13 protein-coding genes are annotated in these 16888 nt (G+C 70.5%); 8 read left to right on the top strand and 5 right to left on the bottom strand.

Annotation, left to right across the window (positions count from 1 at the left end; all coding sequences use genetic code 11):
- The first annotated feature begins 9 nt into the window (after positions 1 to 9).
- The 8 genes from AABA78_RS00340 (at position 10) to AABA78_RS00305 (ending at position 8679) form a co-directional block, all read left to right on the top strand.
- Entirely contained in the window at positions 10 to 912 is a 903-nt protein-coding gene (locus AABA78_RS00340) for a tyrosine recombinase XerC (RefSeq protein WP_338261069.1), read from the top strand.
- A gap of 12 nt (positions 913 to 924) precedes the next feature.
- Positions 925 to 1314, top strand: coding sequence for a DUF1801 domain-containing protein (locus tag AABA78_RS00335; RefSeq protein ID WP_338261068.1), 390 nt, complete (start codon positions 925 to 927; stop codon positions 1312 to 1314).
- Positions 1315 to 1394: 80 nt separating this feature from the next.
- The gene (hslV, locus tag AABA78_RS00330) at positions 1395 to 1922 is read left to right on the top strand and encodes an ATP-dependent protease subunit HslV (RefSeq protein ID WP_120527843.1); all 528 of its coding nucleotides are present in this window, start codon (positions 1395 to 1397) and stop codon (positions 1920 to 1922) included.
- Positions 1923 to 1934: 12 nt separating this feature from the next.
- Complete coding sequence (gene hslU / locus AABA78_RS00325; protein ID WP_338261067.1) at positions 1935 to 3332, top strand: ATP-dependent protease ATPase subunit HslU; 1398 nt, start codon at positions 1935 to 1937, stop codon at positions 3330 to 3332.
- 34 nt (positions 3333 to 3366) lie between these two features.
- Positions 3367 to 4617, top strand: a complete 1251-nt coding sequence (locus AABA78_RS00320; RefSeq protein ID WP_370469433.1) for an aspartate aminotransferase family protein — start codon at positions 3367 to 3369, stop codon at positions 4615 to 4617.
- 93 nt (positions 4618 to 4710) lie between these two features.
- Positions 4711 to 6033, top strand: a complete 1323-nt coding sequence (locus AABA78_RS00315) for a tetratricopeptide repeat protein (protein WP_338261065.1) — start codon at positions 4711 to 4713, stop codon at positions 6031 to 6033.
- A gap of 18 nt (positions 6034 to 6051) precedes the next feature.
- Positions 6052 to 7899 (top strand): molecular chaperone DnaK, encoded by a 1848-nt coding sequence (dnaK, locus tag AABA78_RS00310; protein WP_338261063.1) that lies wholly within the window; start codon positions 6052 to 6054, stop codon positions 7897 to 7899.
- A 3-nt stretch (positions 7900 to 7902) separates the two neighbouring features.
- Positions 7903 to 8679 (top strand): tetratricopeptide repeat protein, encoded by a 777-nt coding sequence (locus tag AABA78_RS00305; RefSeq protein WP_171413490.1) that lies wholly within the window; start codon positions 7903 to 7905, stop codon positions 8677 to 8679.
- A gap of 19 nt (positions 8680 to 8698) precedes the next feature.
- Here the strand turns inward: AABA78_RS00305 and AABA78_RS00300 are convergent, their stop codons facing one another.
- From AABA78_RS00300 to coaE, 5 genes are all read right to left on the bottom strand, one after another.
- Positions 8699 to 9181, bottom strand: coding sequence for an FAS1-like dehydratase domain-containing protein (locus AABA78_RS00300; protein ID WP_338261062.1), 483 nt, complete (start codon positions 9179 to 9181; stop codon positions 8699 to 8701).
- A gap of 2 nt (positions 9182 to 9183) precedes the next feature.
- Positions 9184 to 9579, bottom strand: coding sequence for a MaoC family dehydratase (locus tag AABA78_RS00295; protein ID WP_338261061.1), 396 nt, complete (start codon positions 9577 to 9579; stop codon positions 9184 to 9186).
- Between the two features lie 98 nt (positions 9580 to 9677).
- Positions 9678 to 14534 (bottom strand): myxosortase-dependent M36 family metallopeptidase, encoded by a 4857-nt coding sequence (locus AABA78_RS00290; protein ID WP_338261060.1) that lies wholly within the window; start codon positions 14532 to 14534, stop codon positions 9678 to 9680.
- 561 nt (positions 14535 to 15095) lie between these two features.
- On the bottom strand, positions 15096 to 16265 hold the full coding sequence (locus tag AABA78_RS00285; RefSeq protein WP_338261059.1) for an SDR family oxidoreductase: 1170 nt from the start codon (positions 16263 to 16265) through the stop codon (positions 15096 to 15098).
- A gap of 23 nt (positions 16266 to 16288) precedes the next feature.
- Positions 16289 to 16885, bottom strand: a complete 597-nt coding sequence (gene coaE / locus AABA78_RS00280) for a dephospho-CoA kinase (protein WP_338261058.1) — start codon at positions 16883 to 16885, stop codon at positions 16289 to 16291.
- Positions 16886 to 16888: the final 3 nt, after the last annotated feature.

The raw sequence follows: 16888 nt of genomic DNA, 5'->3' as shown, positions 1-16888 counted from the left end.
TCCCCGACCATGTCGACCCTGTCCCCGCTGTTGGCGCAGTTCAAGGACCACCTGGAAGGCGAGAAGGGCGCGTCGCCTCACACGGTGCGCAACTACCTCATCGACCTGGTGGACTACGAGCGCTACCTCGTGGAGCGGATGAAGCTGTCGCTGCTGGCGGGCTCGCACGCGGCCATCCGAGGGTACCTGGGCACGCTCAGCGTGGACCACGCGCCCTCCAGCCGCGCGCGGCGGCTGGCCAGCATCAAGTCGTTCTACAAGTACCTCGTGCGGCAGAAGCTCTTGTCCGCCAGTCCCGCGAAGCTGGTGAAGAGCCCGAAGCTGCCCAAGTCACTGCCCAAGGTGCTGCCGGTGGAGGAGGTGTTCGCCATCCTCGACATGCCGGACGTGGCCACGGTGCTGGGGCTTCGCGACAAGGCCATCCTGGAGATGCTGTACGGCGGCGGTCTGCGCATCAGCGAGCTGTGCGGCCTGGACCTCTTGGGCGTGGAGCGCAGCAGCCGCATCGTCCGGGTGATGGGCAAGGGCAGCAAGGAGCGGCTGGTGCCGCTCAACGCGAAGGCCATCCAGTCCCTGGAGGCGTACCTTGCGAGGCGCGGTGAGCTGCTGGCCACGGTGCACGACGCGCAGGACCCGGACGCGCTGTTCCTCAACTTCCGCGGCGGGAGGCTCACGCCCCGGAGCATCGCGAGGCACCTGGACGCGTACGTGCTCAAGCTGGCCCTGGCGCGCAAGGTGAGCCCGCACGCGATGCGCCACTCGTTCGCCACGCACCTCTTGGGCGGCGGCGCGGACATCCGCAGCATCCAGGAGCTACTGGGCCACGCGAGCCTGTCCACCACGCAGAAGTACACCCACGTGACCTTCGAACAGCTGCAAGAGGTCTACGACGCCGCGCACCCGCGCGCGTGATGAAGGCAGGGCATGGCGAACCGCGCGGACGAAGTCGACCAGTTCATGGCCGGGCTCGAGCACCCGCTGAAGGCGGAGATCGAAGCCGTGCGCGCGGCCATCCTCGCCTCCGACGCCAACATCACCGAGCGCATCAAGTGGAAGGCCCCCAGCTTCGTCCACTCCGGCGATGACCGTGTCACGTTCCGCCTGGCCCCCAAGGGCATCTTCCAGGTCATCCTCCACCGGGGCGCGAAGGTGAAGGACACGAAGGGCTTTGGCTTCGAGGACGACTCGGGGCTCGTGGAGTGGCTGGCGCCGGACCGGGGCGTCGTGAGCTTTCCGGACGCGAAGACGGTGAAGGCGAAGAAGGCCGCCCTGGTGAAGCTGGTGGGCCGCTGGATGAAGGCGACCGCGACCTGAGCGCGTCCCCAGGGTGAGGGAGCGGACAGCCAGGCCGTTTTTATGAGTCCGGGACGGGCGGGCTTGTTAAACCCCCGGTCATGTTCCACGGCACCACCATCCTCTGCGTCCGCCGCGAAGGGAAGGTCGTCATCGCGGGCGACGGTCAGGTCAGCCTCGACAAGACCATCATGAAGAACACGGCGCGCAAGGTGCGCCGCATCGGCGACGGTCAGGTCATCGCCGGCTTCGCGGGCAGCACCGCGGACGCGTTCACGCTCTTCGAGCGCTTCGAGGCCAAGTTCAAGGAGCACCAGAAGAACCTGGCCCGCGCCTGCGTGGAGCTGGGCAAGGACTGGCGCACCGACCGCTTCCTCCGCCGCCTGGAGGCACTCCTCATCGTCGCCGACAAGGAGAAGACCTTCATCCTCTCCGGCGCGGGCGACATCATCGAACCGGACCACGGCATCGCCGCCGTGGGCTCCGGCGGCCACTACGCGCTGGCCGCCGCACGCGCCCTCCAGGCGCACTCGCAGCTGTCCGCCCGGGACATCTGCACGCAGGCCATGGCCATCGCCGCGGACATCTGCGTCTACACGAACTCCAACGTCACCTACGAAGAGCTCTGAGAGGACCGCCCCGTGGCCGAATCGCGCAAGTTGTCCGCCTTCACGCCTCGCGAGGTCGTCAGCGAGCTGGACCGCTACATCGTCGGGCAGAAAGACGCCAAGCGCGCGGTGGCCATCGCGCTGCGCAACCGGTGGCGCCGCCAGCAGGTGCCGGACGACCTGCGGGATGAGATCTACCCGAAGAACATCATCATGATCGGCCCCACCGGCGTGGGGAAGACGGAGATCGCCCGCCGCCTGGCGAAGCTGTCCCAGGCCCCGTTCGTGAAGGTGGAGGCCAGCAAGTTCACGGAAGTGGGCTACGTGGGCCGCGACGTCGAGTCGATGATCCGCGACCTCGTGGAGTCCGCCATCGCGCTCGTGCGCGAGGAGGAGACGGAGAAGGTCAAGCCGCGCGCGGAGGAGCTGGCCGAGGACCGCTTGATGGAGCTCATCAAGAACGGCGGCCAGTCGCGCACGACGTCGTCTCCGCCGTTCGGCTTCTCGCCCCCGCCAGCCCCCGCGCCCTCGCCGCTGGGCGACAGCGAGCGGGAGAAGCTGCGCGCCCAGCTGCGCGCCGGCACGCTGGATGATCAGACCGTGGAGGTGGAGACCAGCGAGAGCAGCCCCACCTTCATGCGCAACTTCAGCGGCCAGGGCATGGAGGAGATCGGCGTCAACCTCCAGGACCTGTTCAAGAACATGCCGGGCATGAAGAACACCCGGAAGCGCAAGCTGCGCGTGCCGGAGGCGCTCCAGGTGCTGCGCGCGGAGGAGGCGCAGAAGCTGGTGGACCCGGACCGCGTCCAGCGCGAGGCCGTGGCGCGCGCCGAGTCCAGCGGCATCGTCTTCATCGACGAAATCGACAAGATCGCCAGCCGCGAGGGCGGCAAGGGCGGCGGGGGCCCTGATGTCTCGCGCGAGGGTGTCCAGCGCGACATCCTGCCCATCGTGGAGGGCTCGGCCGTCAACACGAAGTACGGCCAGGTGAAGACGGACCACATGCTCTTCATCGCCGCGGGCGCGTTCCACGTCTCCAAGCCGTCGGACCTCATCCCGGAACTCCAGGGCCGCTTCCCCATCCGCGTGGAGCTGGAGGCGCTGTCCGGCGAGGACCTGGTGCGCATCCTGCGCGAGCCCAAGAACTCGCTCCTGCGCCAGTACACCGCGCTGCTCGCCACGGAGGGCGTGCGCCTGTCCTTCACCGACGACGCGGTGGCGGAAGTCGCCCGCATCGCCCAGCAGGCCAACGAGCGCACGCAGAACATCGGCGCGCGGCGGCTGCACACCGTGCTGGAGCGCCTGCTGGACGAGGTGTCCTTCACCGCCAGCGAACAGGGCCCGCGCGACTTCCAGGTGGACGCCGCCTACGTGCGCGAGCGCCTGGGCGCCATCGTCCAGGACGAGGACTTGTCGCGCTACATCCTCTAGCGCGCTAGGGTCCGCCGCGTCGTCCCACCGCGTCATGAGAAGAGAGAGGTACCCCACCTTGCAAGCGCCGCCGTCCCCCGCGTCCGCCCCTGGCAACGAGCCCCTCATCCAGAAGGCGAAGCAGCACCTGCTGCAGAACTACAAGCAGCAACCCATCGCGCTGGTGCGCGGGCAGGGCACCCGGGTGTGGGACGCGGATGGCAAGGTGTACCTGGACTGCATCGGCGGCATCGCGGTGTGCGCCCTGGGCCACTGCCACCCGGAGGTGGTCGCGGCGGCCAAGGCGCAGCTGGACACGCTGTGGCACGTCTCCAACGCCTTCTACTCGCAGCCGCAGATCGACCTGGCCGAGCAGCTCACCGCCTGGGCCGGGCTGCCGCGCGCGTTCTTCTGCAACTCCGGCGCGGAGGCCAACGAGGCCCTCATCAAGCTGACGCGCAAGGTGATGAAGGACCGGGGCACGCCGGAGCGCTTCGAGATCCTCTCCTTCGAGAAGGGCTTCCACGGCCGCACGCTGGCCACCGTCACCGCCACCGGCCAGCCCAAGTACCACGCCGGCTTCGAGCCGCTGCCCCAGGGCTTCCGGCACCTGCCCTACGGCGACGTGGAGGCGGTCCGCCGCGCCATCGGGCCCAACACCGCCGCCATCCTGGTGGAGCCCATCCAGGGCGAGGGCGGCGTGCGCATGGCGCCCCCGGGCTTCCTCCAGGGCCTGCGCGCGCTGTGCGACGAGCAGGGCCTGCTGCTGCTCGTGGACGAGGTCCAGACGGGCATGGGCCGCACCGGCCAGCCCTTCGGCTTCATGCACCACGGCATCCGGCCGGACGCCATCAGCCTGGCCAAGGCGCTGGGCAACGGGCTGCCCATCGGCGCCATGCTGTGCCGCGAGGAGCTGGCCGTCAGCCTCTCCCCGGGCACCCACGGCTCCACCTTCGGCGGCAACCTGGTGTCCGCCGCCGCGGGTAACGTGGTGATGCGGCTGTTGCGCCAGCCCGGATTCCTGGCGGACGTGCAGGCGAAGGGGGAGCACTTCCTCGCCGGGGCGCGCGCGCTCCAGGCCGCGCTGCCGGAAGGGCGCATCAAGGCCGTGCGCGGACAGGGGCTGCTCTTGGGCGTGGAGCTGGACCGGGAGGTCGCCCCCGTCATCGCGAAGCTGCGCGAGGCCGGCCTGCTGGTGAACGCCGCCGGGGACACCACGCTCCGGTTCGCCCCGCCCCTCATCATCTCCCAGAAGGAACTGGACGAAGCGCTGGGCATCCTCCAGCGTGTCCTCTCCACGCTGTAAAAGGGGGAGGGGCCCCAAGGACCCGGGAAGTTTGACGCCCCGCTTCCCGCACACCTACACTCGGGGATTCGCCAGCCCGCGGAACGTGACACCTTGAGCGCGCCCAACCCCATCGTCGGCCTGGGGGGCAGGACCGACCACATCGCGACGGTGCCCCAACTGGACCCGGCCCGACTCCAGCTCAGCCCGGAGGAGGGCTCGGTGCTGGCGCTGGTGGGCCGCGTCGAGCGCATCGACTCCGTCCTGTCCCGCTCCTCGCTGGGCGAGGCTCGCACCATCGCCGTGCTGCTGTCGCTGCGCGCCAAGGGGGCCATCGTGCCCGCCCGGGTCGTGCAGCGCGCCCCTCCCGCCGCCCCGGTGGTGGACGCCGCCATGGCGGAGGAGGTGGACCTGGAGCCCGAGCAGAAGCGCGACATCATCGAGATGGAGCGCTCGCTGGACGGGATGGACCACCACGCGGTGCTGGGCGTGGCCCGGGGTGCGAGCCCCCAGGAGGTGAAGCAGGCCTATTACAACGCGTCCCGCCGCTTCCACCCGGACCGCTACTTCGGCAAGAACCTGGGCAGCTTCCGCGCCCGGCTGGAGCGCATCTTCAAGCGCCTCACCGACGCCCACAACGCCCTCAGCCGCCAGGAGCCGCCGCGCGCTCCCGCCGCGCCGCCAGCCCCGGCCGCACGCGCCCCGGCCACGCCGCCGCCCGGCGCGCCGAGCGCGCGCACGCCCTCCGGCACCTTCGCGGCGACGCAGCCGCCCGCCACTTCGGGGGCGCGTCCGCCCTCGGGGGCCTTCGCCGCGGTGCCGCCTCCGGCCGCCGCGCCCGCGGATGATCCGGAGTCCGAGGCCCGCCGCGCCGAGCGCCAGGCCCGCCTCGCGCGCCACCCGTACATGGCGCGCAGCCACAAGCTCACGGAGCTCATCGCCCGGGGCAAGGCGGCCACCGCGCGCGGGGACTTCGAGCGGGCCTACCAGGACTTCAACCACGTGCTGGGCCTGGACCCGAAGAACCGCGAGGTCGCCCAGCTGCTGGTGGAGGCGCGCCGCAAGCACGACCTGCACCGCGCGCAGACGGAGGTGGAGCGCGGCCAGGAGCTGGAGATGCGCGGCGACTTCGCCGGCGCGCAGGCGGCCTACCGGCTGGCCGTGTCGCTCAACGCGGACAACCCGGAGGCGGCCTTCCAGGCGGCGCGCGTGGGGCGGGAGCTGACGCAGGACCCGCAGGAGGTGCTGAAGCTCGCGCAGCGCGCGGTGGAGCTGAAGCCGGGGCGCGCGGACTACCAGCTCTTGCTGGCGCAGCTGCTCCTGGTGGCGGGGCAGAAGAAGCAGGCCAAGCACCACTTCGAGGAGGTCGTGCGCCTGGATCCGGACAACGCAGACGCTCGCGCCGGCCTCAAGAAGCTGCGCTGGACGTTCACGTGATGAGGTGCACGCGTCCCCATGGCTGCTGAGTCCGAACCGCTGATTGGCATCGACCTGGGGACGACGAACAGCCTCGTCGCCACGGTGCAGGACGGTCAGCCCATCATCATCAAGAACCGCACCGGCCAGCCCCTCACCCCGTCCGTGGTGGCGGTGTCGAAGAACGGCAAGCGGCTGGTGGGCAGCATCGCCAAGCGGCAGGCCATCACCAACCCGCAGGAGACGGTGTCCGCGGCGAAGCGCCTCATCGGCCGCAAGTTCTCCTCGCACCCGGTGCAGGACGCGATGCGCGCGCTCACGTACCAGGTGGTGTGCGGCCAGCACGACGACGTGCGCATCCGGCTGGCGGGCCGCGACCTCGCCGTGCCGGAGGTCAGCGCCATGATTCTGGCGGAGCTGAAGGCGGACGCGGAGGCGCACTTCGGCCGGCCCGTCACCCAGGCCGTCATCACCGTGCCGGCCTACTTCAACGACGGCCAGCGCCAGGCCACCAAGGACGCGGGCCGCATCGCGGGGCTGGAGGTCCTGCGCATCATCAACGAGCCCACCGCGGCGGCGCTGGCCTACGGCTTCGGGCGCACGGTGAACGGGAAGATCGCCGTGCTGGACCTGGGCGGCGGCACCTTCGACGTGTCGGTGCTGGAGATCAACAACGGCATCTTCGACGTGGTGGCCACCGGCGGTGACACCTTCCTCGGCGGCGAGGACTGGGACCACCGCATCATCGAGTGGATGGTGTTCTCCTTCGCCAAGGAGCACGGCATCGACCTGCGCAAGGACCGCATGGCGCTGCAGCGGCTGAAGGACGCCGCGGAGAAGGCCAAGGTGGAGCTGTCGTCGGTGAAGGAGACGCAGGTGCACCTGCCCTTCATCTGCACGCCGCCGGGCGGGGGCGCCGCGCTGCACCTGCAGTCCACGCTCACCCGCGAGAAGCTGGAGGACCTCACCGCGGACCTGGGCGAGCGCCTGGTGGGCATCACGTCGGAAGTCCTGGGCGAGGCGAAGGTGCGCCCCTCGGAGCTCAAGGAGGTCATCCTCGTGGGGGGCATGTCGCGCATGCCCCGCATCATCGAACAGGTGCGCCAGTACTTCCGCCGCGAGCCCTGCAAGGGCGTGCACGCCGAGGAGGTCGTCGCCCTGGGCGCCGCCATCCAGGCGCACGCGCTGGTGGGGCAACAGAGCGAGCTGCTCCTGCTGGACGTCACGCCGCAGAGCATGGGCGTGGCCATCGCGGGCGGCTACGTGCGCAGGCTGATCCCGCGCAACACCACCGTGCCCACGTCCGCCACGGAGGTGTTCGCCACCTCCAAGGACTTCCAGCGCACGGTGAAGATCATGGTGCTCCAGGGCGAGCACGAGCTGGCCCACCACAACGAGCTGTTGGGCGAGTTCCTCCTCACCGGCCTGCGCGAGGCGCCGCGCGGACAGGTGGAGATTGAAGTGACGTTCGACATCAACGCGGAGGGCATCGTGTCGGTGTCCGCGCGCGACCGTGACACGGGCCTGCGCCAGTCCATCACCGTCACCGCCTCCAGCGGCCTCACCGAGGACGAGCTGCGTCGCATCATGGACGAGCAGCGAGACTGGCTGGTGACGGCGCGCAACACGGAGGAGCTGAAGTCCAGGCGCGTGGAGCTGGACACCCTGGCCCGGGACCTGGTGGACGCGCTCTCCCGCGTGCGGCTCATGCCCGGGGCCGGAGGCCTGTCGCCGGACGTCGTCGCCCGCGCGGAGGCCGCCCTGGACCAGGCGCGCCAGGCGCGCGGCGTGGAGGACGTGGGCGCGCTCAGGCGGGCCTGTGAGGCCCTGGCCCAGAGCCTGCCGCTGTTGCGCTCGGCCGGCACGCGCGGAACGCCGGGGAGGTAGCCCATGAACGCGCTCCGGGCCAAGGCGCTGGTCGAAGCCGGGTTGCTGTTGCGACTGAGTGGCGACATGGCCGGCGCGGAGAAGCTGTTCGCGAGGGCCCTGGAGCTGGACCCCGGCAACGCGCGCGCGCGCCGGCTGCTGGGGCGGGACGGCCCGGCGGAGCACGGGGGGGATACCGGGTGGAACCTGGCGAGCCCCGACCAGGAGGTGGACTGGGGCGCCTGGGCCGGCCCCTCCACACCGGGCCCGGTGGAGGTCGCCCTACGGGACTCCGTGAGCCTTCCCGAAGGGACGGGGATGCGCGGGGACGCGCTGGACCTCATCGCGGAGGCGCACCGCACGCAGGAGTTCGGGCTGCCGGACACCTTCACCCCGGCGGGCGGGCTGCCGGAGGGCTCGGAGGTGGAGAGCCTGCTGCGGGGCGCGGAGGACCTGCTGGCGCTGGATGACCACTCCGGCGCGGTGGAGCTCTTGCGCCGGGCGCAGTCGCTGGCGCCGGAGAACCCTCGCGTGGAGGCGCTGCGCGACCGCAGCGAGCGCATCCTGGTGTCCATGCTGGAGGCCCGGCTGGGGGACCTGAACCGCATGCCACGCGTGCGGTTGCAGCCGGACGACATCATCTGGCTCAACCTGGACCACCGCGCGGGCTTCGTGCTGGCGCAGATTGACGGCGCGGTGAGCTTCGACGACCTCTTCGCGCTGTCGGGCATGTCGCGCCTGGACACCGCGCGCATCCTCGCGCAGCTGCTCGACGAGGGCATCATCGCCCCCGGCGAGTAGGCCGCGCTGCTTCTCTACGTCACGCGGGGCGGATGACGGCCGTCCAGACGCCGCGCACCACGGGCTCGCCCTTCGCGTTGCGCGTCTCCGTGGTGACGACGAGGAAGTCCATCCCGGCCTTGCGGTACAGCTCTGAAATCTGGCCCGTGGTGGTGAGCACGTCCCCGGGGCGCATCACGCCCAGGAACTCCAACTCCTGCTCCCCGTGCACCAGCCGCACGCGGTCCACGCCCAGCTCCGGGTCCGCGATGGCGGCGCTGAAGGGGCGGATGGCGAACACCACCGCGAAGCTGGGGAAGGCGATGATGTCGCCGTAGGGGCCCGCCTGCGCCGCCTCCTGCGAGTAGAGCAGGGGGCTCACGTGCTCCGGCGGCTCGCCGAAGGTGCCCGCGGAGGGCACGGAGCCGCCGAGGATGAGGGAGAACTCGCGCAGCTTCTCCCGGCCGATTTCGTAGGTGAAGGGGCCGTACGCACGGCCGACGAACTTGGGGTCCAGGGCCATGGCTATCCGAGCGAGGTTTCGACGACGGCGCCCCGGAGGACGGGCTCGCCGCGCTGGTTGGTGGCGGTGACTTCCGTCGTCAGCCGGCCGTCCTCGACGGCGGTGACGCGGCCCTGGAAGGTGACGGTGTCCTCGGGGAGGACCGGCCGGGAGAAGCGCACCTTCACGCGGCGCACCCGGCCCGGGTCGCCCACGAAGACGGCCACGGCCTCCACGGCCCAGCCCAGCGTGCAGAGCCCCTGGAGGATGACGCCGTTGAAGCCGGCGAGCTTCCCCACCTCCGGGTCAATGTGGATGGGGTTGTAGTCCCCGGAAGCGCCCGCGTAATACACCGGCCGCAGCCGGTCGCATTGGCGGACGTGGGTGAAGGTGTCTCCCACCTGGAACGTGCGTGCCATGAGGCGCGCGAGCCTACCGCAGGAAACGAAGAAGGGGCGGCCCCCACTCACGTGAGGACCGCCCCCGTCACTTCAGGGCTTCAGGACGAAGCGCCGGCTTACGCCTTGCGACGGCGCGCGAGCGCCATCGCCGCGAACAGCGCCATCAGCGGCGCCATGCCGCCCGCGGAGCCGCCCGTGGACGAGCAGCCGCCGCCCTTGTTCTTCACCTTCACCGTGTAGGTCGCCGGACCGGCGGACGCGCCGTGGGTGTCCGTGACCGTGAGGCTGAAGGTGAGGTCCGTGTCGGACTTCACCTGCGGCGCGGTGAACTCCAGCTTGGCCGTGTTGGCGCCCGTGAGGGTCACGGACGGGCCGCCCGTCTGGGTCCAGGCGTAGGTGAGCGCGTCACCGTCCGGATCCTTGGCGTTGGTGGTGATGCTCACCTTGTCGCCCTCGGTCGCGGTGCTGGTGGTGCCGGACACGGTGGGGGCGCGGTTGTCCACGCTGACCTTCACGTTGACCAGGTCGGAGGCGGACTCGCCACCGGCCGTCACGGTGAGGCGGAACGACAGCTCCTCGTCCGCGGCCACGTTGGGGGCGGTGAACTTCGCGGTGGCCGTGTCGGCCCCGGACAGCGTCACCGTCGTGCCGCTCACCTGGGTCCAGGCGTAGGTGATGGCGTCACCCTCGGCGTCCGTGGCGGTGCCGGACAGCGTCACCTCCGCGCGGGCCGCCACTTCCTGATCCGCGCCAGCGTCCACCACCGGCGGACGGTTGACGTTCTTCACCGTCACCGCCACGGACTTCTTGGTGGAGGCCGCGCCGTCGGACACCGTGACCGTGAAGGTCAGCTGCGTGTCCTCCGTCACTTCCGGCGCCGTGAACGTGGCCTTGGCCGTGTTGGCGTTGGTCAGCGTCGCCTGCACGTCACCGGCGGTCTGCGCCCAGGCGTAGGTGAGCGCCTGACCGTCCGGATCCGTGGAGCCGGAAGCGTCCAGCTCCGCCGTCCCGCCCTCGTTCACCGACTCCGTCGCGGTGGCCACGACGACCGGGGCGCGGTTGATGTTGTTCACGCCGATGTCGACCGTCTTCGGGAGGCTCGTCTTGCCCTGCGCGTCCGTCACCACCAGCTGGAAGGTGAGGTACTGGGTGAAGGCGACGTCCGTCACGAAGGTCGGCGTGGCGGTGTCCGCGCCGGTCAGCGTCACCGGAGCCTGGCCGCCCACCTGCGTCCACTGGTACGTGAGCACGTCACCCGAAGCGGCGTCCGGGTCGAAGCTGCCCGTGCCGTTGAGGGTCACCGTGGTGCGCTGCTGCTGGCCGTTCACGGTCGTGAACTCGGGCACCACCTGCGCGACGCCAGCGTGCGCCACCGGGCGCTGGTTGCACGCGCCCGCGGTCGTCGGCTGGTCCACCTGCGACGAGAACACCGGGGTCGCGCCCTCGATCGTGGGCTCCGCGATGTCGATGCCGTACGCCCCCTGGCCCGCGTCCGCACCCACGCGGAAGCGCAGCTTGACGCGCATGATGCCCTGCTTCTGGAAGTAGTCCCCGAAGTCGAAGTCCTCCCCGTTGAAGCTGGGGAACCCGGCCGACGTGAGAGCGTAGGCGCGCTGCCCCTCGATGGGGTTGCCGCCGCCCGTGGAGATGGCGGCCGCGTAGTACTTCGGCTTGACGGTCGGCACCTGCGCGGTGAGCGTGTTCAGGTTCGTCCATGACACGCCGTTGATGCTGTACTCCACGGTGGCGCCGTCAAACGGAGTCGTGGCCGCCGTGTAGTCAGACTCGAAGGAGTGGCGGAAGTAGTAGCCGAAGTAGAAGCCCTCCGTCGCGCTCAGCGTCAGCCAGGGGCTCGTGAGGGTCATCTCGCCCGGGGCGTTGGCGTCGTCGGCGTGCGCGATGCTGTCGGTGCCCAGCTGGATGACCTTCCAGTCACCGCCCGCGGTGTAGTTATCCGACACCGTCCACGCGCTCAGGCCGGTCTTGAAGTACTCCGTCGTGCCGGACGCCGGCACGTCGTCGTAGTTGACGCGCGGGTCGAACGACACGGTCTTCGCCGCGGCAGGCAGGCTGGCCTCGTCGAAGACGATCTTCAGCTTGGCGGTGGCACCGGCCCCGGACACGGCGGTCAGGGACACCGGCACGGTGATCTTCGCCTCCGCGCCGCGCGCCAGCGCCGGCACGGTCACGGTGGTTCCAGCCGGGAAGGCCACCGTCGCGGTGGTGCTGGTGGTGCTGAGGGTGCCCGTGAAGGACCCCAGCGCGCCGCCGCCCACGTTGCGCACGGTCAGGTGCAGCAGGCCTTCCTCGCCCACGTCGAGCACGCCGTCCTTGTCGCAGCCGGACCGGCTGTCATCCAGGCTCAGGCCGGTGACCTCGATCGTGTTGCCCGTGACCTTGCTCTCCACCACGCCGACGTGGTCCCACGAATTGCGGTCCGGCACCTTGGCGCCGAAGCCCGCGCCGCGCTTGGCGAAGGCCGCCACGAAGCGGCTGTAGTCGGCCGGGTCGCTGGCCGCCGCCACCGCGAGGACGGCGTCGCGCGCCTCCAGGAAGGTGGGCGCGTTCGGCGTCGCCTTGTACGCGGCGACGAGGTAGCGCTTCATCCGGTCCTGGGCCTCCTGGAACGGGTGGGCGTTGAGGAGGCTCGCGTAGCACTCCCACAGCATGGAGGCCCAGATCTCACCGGAGTTGTGGACCTCGCTGTTACGCTGCCCCGCCAGGTAGGTCGTGTTCGCGTTGGAGGGAAGCGCGGTGCCGTTGGCGATGTGCTTCAGCGACAGCGCGTTCTTGGTCAGGTCCGTCGTGTAGGGCAGCCGGCGCAGGCCGAAGTAGTAGCCCTGGTTGCGGCCACCGCTGCTGACCCAGCCCGCGTCGCCGTAGACGCCCTGCCACTGGCCGTTGCCGGTCTTGGTGACGTCCTCCGCGCGCACCTGCATCAGCTGGGCGGTGAAGTCACCCCAGCCCTCGCCCATGGAGCGGCCCTGGTTGTTCGACAGGCCGGCCGCGTTGCCGATGAGGCGGTTGGAGATGTAGTGGCCCCACTCGTGCGCGATGACCGCGTTGTCCAGCGTGCCGTCGCGGTCCTCCTTGGGGGACTTGCGCAGCGTCACGTTGACCGCGCCGTTCGCCAGCTGGGCCCGCCAGGCCGCCGCCGCGGCCTGGGAGATCATCAGCGACGGCGTCGTGACGAACGGGTCGTCCACGCCGTTGCCGGCCATGCCCGCGGGGCTGCCAGGGGCGTTATTGCCGATGATGGTGGCGAGCGCACCCGCCTCGTGGGCGAAGCGCGACTTCACGACGAAGTTGCACGTGCCGCGATCGATGAGTGCGATCTTCCCCTTGAAGTAGTCCACGGGGAACGCGGCGCAGCCGAGCTTGTTGGGGTCGTCCGGAAGAGGACTCTTGATGTCACCCGTGACGTCGTAGCTCGCGGGGCCATAGCTGGCCGAGGCCGCCTCGTAGATGCCCGCGATGGCCGCCGGGGACCCCACGGAGAGCTCCGGCGTGCCGGTGAACAGGTACATCTGCATGCGCGGCGAAGCACCGTCGGACGGCGTGCTCATGTTCGCGTTGTTGCGGCCGCTGCTGTCCAGGCCCTGCGCCTGGATGGGGTCACCCTCCACGCCGCCACGGCCGTAGTTGATGGACTGGGCGTTGCCCGAGGCCTCGTCGAAGCCGGCGTCGTAGAACCAGTCGTGCAGGAAGTTGTTGACGAAGAAGAGGTTGACCACCGCCGCCTTGGCCTGCGTGGTGTTCGCGTCCGGGGCGATGGAGGTGTCGTAGACGTACCCGAAGGTCCGCTCCGAGGTGACCGTCGGCCGGATGTCCGCCGAGCCGGGCTGGTAGCCGTCCGGCAGCTCCAGGTCCGCGTACGCGTCCACGTTGTTACCCGTGGTCACCGTGGCGTTGTTGGGCAGCCACGGGTCGTTGTGCGTGAACGGCACGTTCGTGATGGTGATGTCCTTCGCCGCGCGGCCCAGCGGACCCTGCGAGCCGTCCGGGATGCCCGTGGGGTGGGGCGTCATGTCGTTGCCCTGGGGACCGTCCTCGGGCACGTACGGCGCCGCCGCGTCCGCGTAGACCTTGTACGTGAAGGGCTCGGCGGCCACGTCCACGGTCAGGTTGTTGCGGAAGAGCACCTGGCCCGTGGTCGCGGAGATGACGTAGCCGTAGTAGTCGCTGGAGCGCGAGGCCTTGGGGCCGGCGTTGACCTCCACGTACCAGGCGGGCTCAAGGCCGTCCGCCATCGTGAAGAACACCTGCCGGGCGCGAGCGGGGGAGACCAGGTCCTGCGGCAGCGCGGCCTTCGCGGAGGGGTTCAGCGCGAAGAAGGTGTGGTCCCCCTTCGTGCCGGCGTTGACGAACGACGACGCCGGCGCGCTGGAGCCCGTCATGTCCTTGAACGCGGAGGCGACCGCGTCCGCGGCACCCAGGCTGAAGGCGCCGGTGCGGGACTTGGCGCGGGCGGCCTGCGTGAGCTCGGACGGGGCCAGGTAGCCGCTCACGGCCACCAGGCGCTGGTCCTGGCCCATGATGACCTTGACCTCGTTGCGGAAGACCGGGATGCCGTTCACCGTCTGGTGGAACGTGGCGACGATCGCGCCCTTGCCCGTGTCATGCACCGAGCGCAGCGTGGCGCCCGCGACGTCCGTGCGCGACAGCCGGTAGCTGTCCGCCACGTTCTGCAGGTGCGCGCGCGCCGCGGCTTCCGCCGTCATGCCGGAGCGGATGACCGACTTGGACTGCGCACCGTCCTGGGCCGCCCACGCGAACGTGGGCACGCCGAGCCGCTGCTCGGTCTGCTCGATGCGGAGACCGCGCGACGCGGCCGCGGCGGAATCCACGGACAGCGGGCGGGACTCCCGCTGCTCCAGGAACGCGTCGAAGTTCGACCGCTCCTTGGCCCACGCGCTGGTACCCGCGACGGGCACCAGCAGCAGACTGGTCAACAGCTTTTCCCTGAGACGCATGCGCCTTCCTTCTTGGGGGTGATGAACTGCCGGACGAGGGGGACTGCGAGTGACGGAACCGCGAGACACGACGACTGCATGGGGAGAGGACCGCCGGGGGCGGCGAGCCTCCCCTTACGGATGGTGGGCCGTGGGTGGACGACAGCCCGATAGGGAACGCTTCCCAACGCCAGAGGTCGCATCGACGACGCGAAGGCGGGGACCCGCGTGGAAAGGCCTGGCGTGAAACACGAAAAGGGAGGGCGCGGGGCGCTTCGACAGGCCGGACAGCCGGGGCGTCACACCCGAACCCGGGGCGGCCCACTCGAATCGACTGTCAACGGTCTCCGGCAAGCGCTGCGCTCCAACCCACTCTCGCAGGCGCGGTTGTGTTCACCGCGCCAGGTTCAGTGGGAGCGCATGCTAACCAGGACACTGTTTCGTTGAAAAGAGGGGGGCCCCTGCAACTTTGCGTTAGCAACCCAGTAACAATTGTCAGTCTGGAATAAGCCGTAGCAGCCAGGCGGGCGCGAGCGCGTGACGGGCGCCGCGCCGCACCTTGCGCCCGGGCGCGAACCCTGCTCAGCGGCGCGAACGGGGCGCCGAGACTTCGTCGGGGGAAGGCAGCGGTCCGTGGTCGAGCGGATCCTCCACCTCCGCGCCCTCCTTGCGCTGCTTGTATTGCTCACGCACGTAGGCGACGAGCTGATCCAGATACGACGACAGCGGTGGGCAGCGCACGCCGGTGCCGTCCAGCAGCTCCAGTGTGTTGTGACAATTGTAGATGGCCAGGTGGTTCACGTAGCTGATGGCGGCGCGCTGCGGCCGCGCCAGCTTCTCCAGCACGGGCAGCCGCAGCATCACGTCCGCGGCGCGCGCGGACAGGTTGAAGCGCGGCAGCCGCTTGTGGGCCTTCTCCGCGATGAGCTCGTACACGCGCCGCGCGCTCATGGGGTTGGGGTCCACCAGGTGGAAGGTGCGCCCCTGGGCCCGCGCGTCCCGCGACAGCCGCCACACGGCCTCCACCACGAAGTCCACTGGCACCACGTTGAGCGGCGCGACGCCGTTGCCCGGCAGCGGCAGCGGCACCACCAGCGGGGACGTGACGAGCAGGATGCCCAGGTAGTACGGGCCCTCGAAGCGGTCGATTTCGCCCGTGCGCGAGTCACCCACCACGCTGGACGGCCGGAAGATGGTGACGGGGAGGGTGGCCGCCGCGCGCTGCACCAGCCGCTCCGCCTGGAACTTCGTCTCCTCGTAGGCGTTGCGGAAGGCCTGGCCCCGGTCCAGCTCGTCCTCGGCGATGACGCCCACGCGGTCGCCGGACACGTAGCAGGTGGAGAAGTGGTTGAAGCGCGAGAGGTGCTCGCAGTCGCGCGCCAGCTCCAGCAGGTTGCGCGTGCCGTCCACGTTCACCCGCCACGCGGTCTCCTTGGGCACGCCCAGCTGTGACACCGCGGCCAGGTGGAAGATGTCCGTCACCTGTTCGCACAGGCGCTGGTACTCCTCGCCGGACAGGCCCAGGTGCATGTCCACCGCGTCACCGGTGAGCAGCTCCACGCGCGCGCCCGTGACCTTCGCCGCGAGCGCCTGCGCCTCCTTGAAGGCCTTGGGCTGCACGAGCGCGTAGATGAGCCCCTGCGGGTCCTCCCGCGCGATGTGCTCCACCAGCCGCTTGCCGATGAACCCCGGGTACCCGGTGATGAAGTAGGTGCCGGGCCTGTCGTGCCGCGTCTTCGACGTCTCGCTCATGCGCGGCGCAGCATAACCGCCCGTCAGCCGTGCGCGAGCATCGCCCGCCACACGGCTTCCACCTGGGGGCGGGTGGCCTCGGGGGCCCCGCTGTTGTCGATGACCCACGTCGCGTGCGCGCGCTTGTCGTCCAGCGCCATCTGCGCCTGGAGCCGCGCCTCCGCCTGGGCCGCGTCCAGGCCGTCGCGCGCCATCAGCCGCGCCTTCTGCGCCTCGCGCGGCACCCACACCACGGCCACGCCCTCCATGGCCGAGTGCAGCCCCGTCTCGATGAGCAGCGGGACGTCGTAGACGACGTGGGTGACGCCCTCCGCCTCCAGCGCCTGGAGCTTCTGGAGGAAGAGGGCGCGCACCTCCGGGTGCACGATGGCGTTGAGGGCGGCCCTCTCCGCGGGGTCCGCGAAGATGTGCGCGCCCAGCTTCACCCGGTCCAGGCGGCCGTCGGGGCCCACCACGCCGGGGAAGCGCTCCGCGATGCGCGTGAGGCCGGGCGTGCCGGGCTCCACCACCTCCCGGGCGAGCACGTCCGCGTCCAGCACGCGCGCGCCCAGTTCCCGCAGCATCCGGCTCACCGTGCTCTTGCCGGAGGCGATGCCACCCGTCAGGCCGAAGACGTGCACGGG

The organism is Corallococcus caeni (assembly GCF_036245865.1).
GTDB lineage: Bacteria > Myxococcota > Myxococcia > Myxococcales > Myxococcaceae > Corallococcus > Corallococcus caeni.
The sequence above is the reverse complement of the archived record's forward strand: the minus strand, read 5'-3'. Positions and strand labels throughout refer to the sequence as shown.

Excerpts from the sequence above, each read along its gene's own strand:
- AABA78_RS00340 (WP_338261069.1), top strand. The coding sequence starts at position 10 with ATGTCGACCCTGTCCCCGCTGTTGGCGCAGTTCAAGGACCACCTGGAA.
- AABA78_RS00335 (WP_338261068.1), top strand. The coding sequence starts at position 925 with ATGGCGAACCGCGCGGACGAAGTCGACCAGTTCATGGCCGGGCTCGAG.
- hslV (WP_120527843.1), top strand. The coding sequence starts at position 1,395 with ATGTTCCACGGCACCACCATCCTCTGCGTCCGCCGCGAAGGGAAGGTC.
- AABA78_RS00320 (WP_370469433.1), top strand. The coding sequence starts at position 3,367 with ATGAGAAGAGAGAGGTACCCCACCTTGCAAGCGCCGCCGTCCCCCGCG.
- dnaK (WP_338261063.1), top strand. The coding sequence starts at position 6,052 with ATGGCTGCTGAGTCCGAACCGCTGATTGGCATCGACCTGGGGACGACG.
- AABA78_RS00305 (WP_171413490.1), top strand. The coding sequence starts at position 7,903 with ATGAACGCGCTCCGGGCCAAGGCGCTGGTCGAAGCCGGGTTGCTGTTG.
- AABA78_RS00300 (WP_338261062.1), bottom strand. The coding sequence starts at position 9,181 with ATGGCCCTGGACCCCAAGTTCGTCGGCCGTGCGTACGGCCCCTTCACC.
- AABA78_RS00295 (WP_338261061.1), bottom strand. The coding sequence starts at position 9,579 with ATGGCACGCACGTTCCAGGTGGGAGACACCTTCACCCACGTCCGCCAA.
- AABA78_RS00290 (WP_338261060.1), bottom strand. The coding sequence starts at position 14,534 with ATGCGTCTCAGGGAAAAGCTGTTGACCAGTCTGCTGCTGGTGCCCGTC.
- AABA78_RS00285 (WP_338261059.1), bottom strand. The coding sequence starts at position 16,265 with ATGAGCGAGACGTCGAAGACGCGGCACGACAGGCCCGGCACCTACTTC.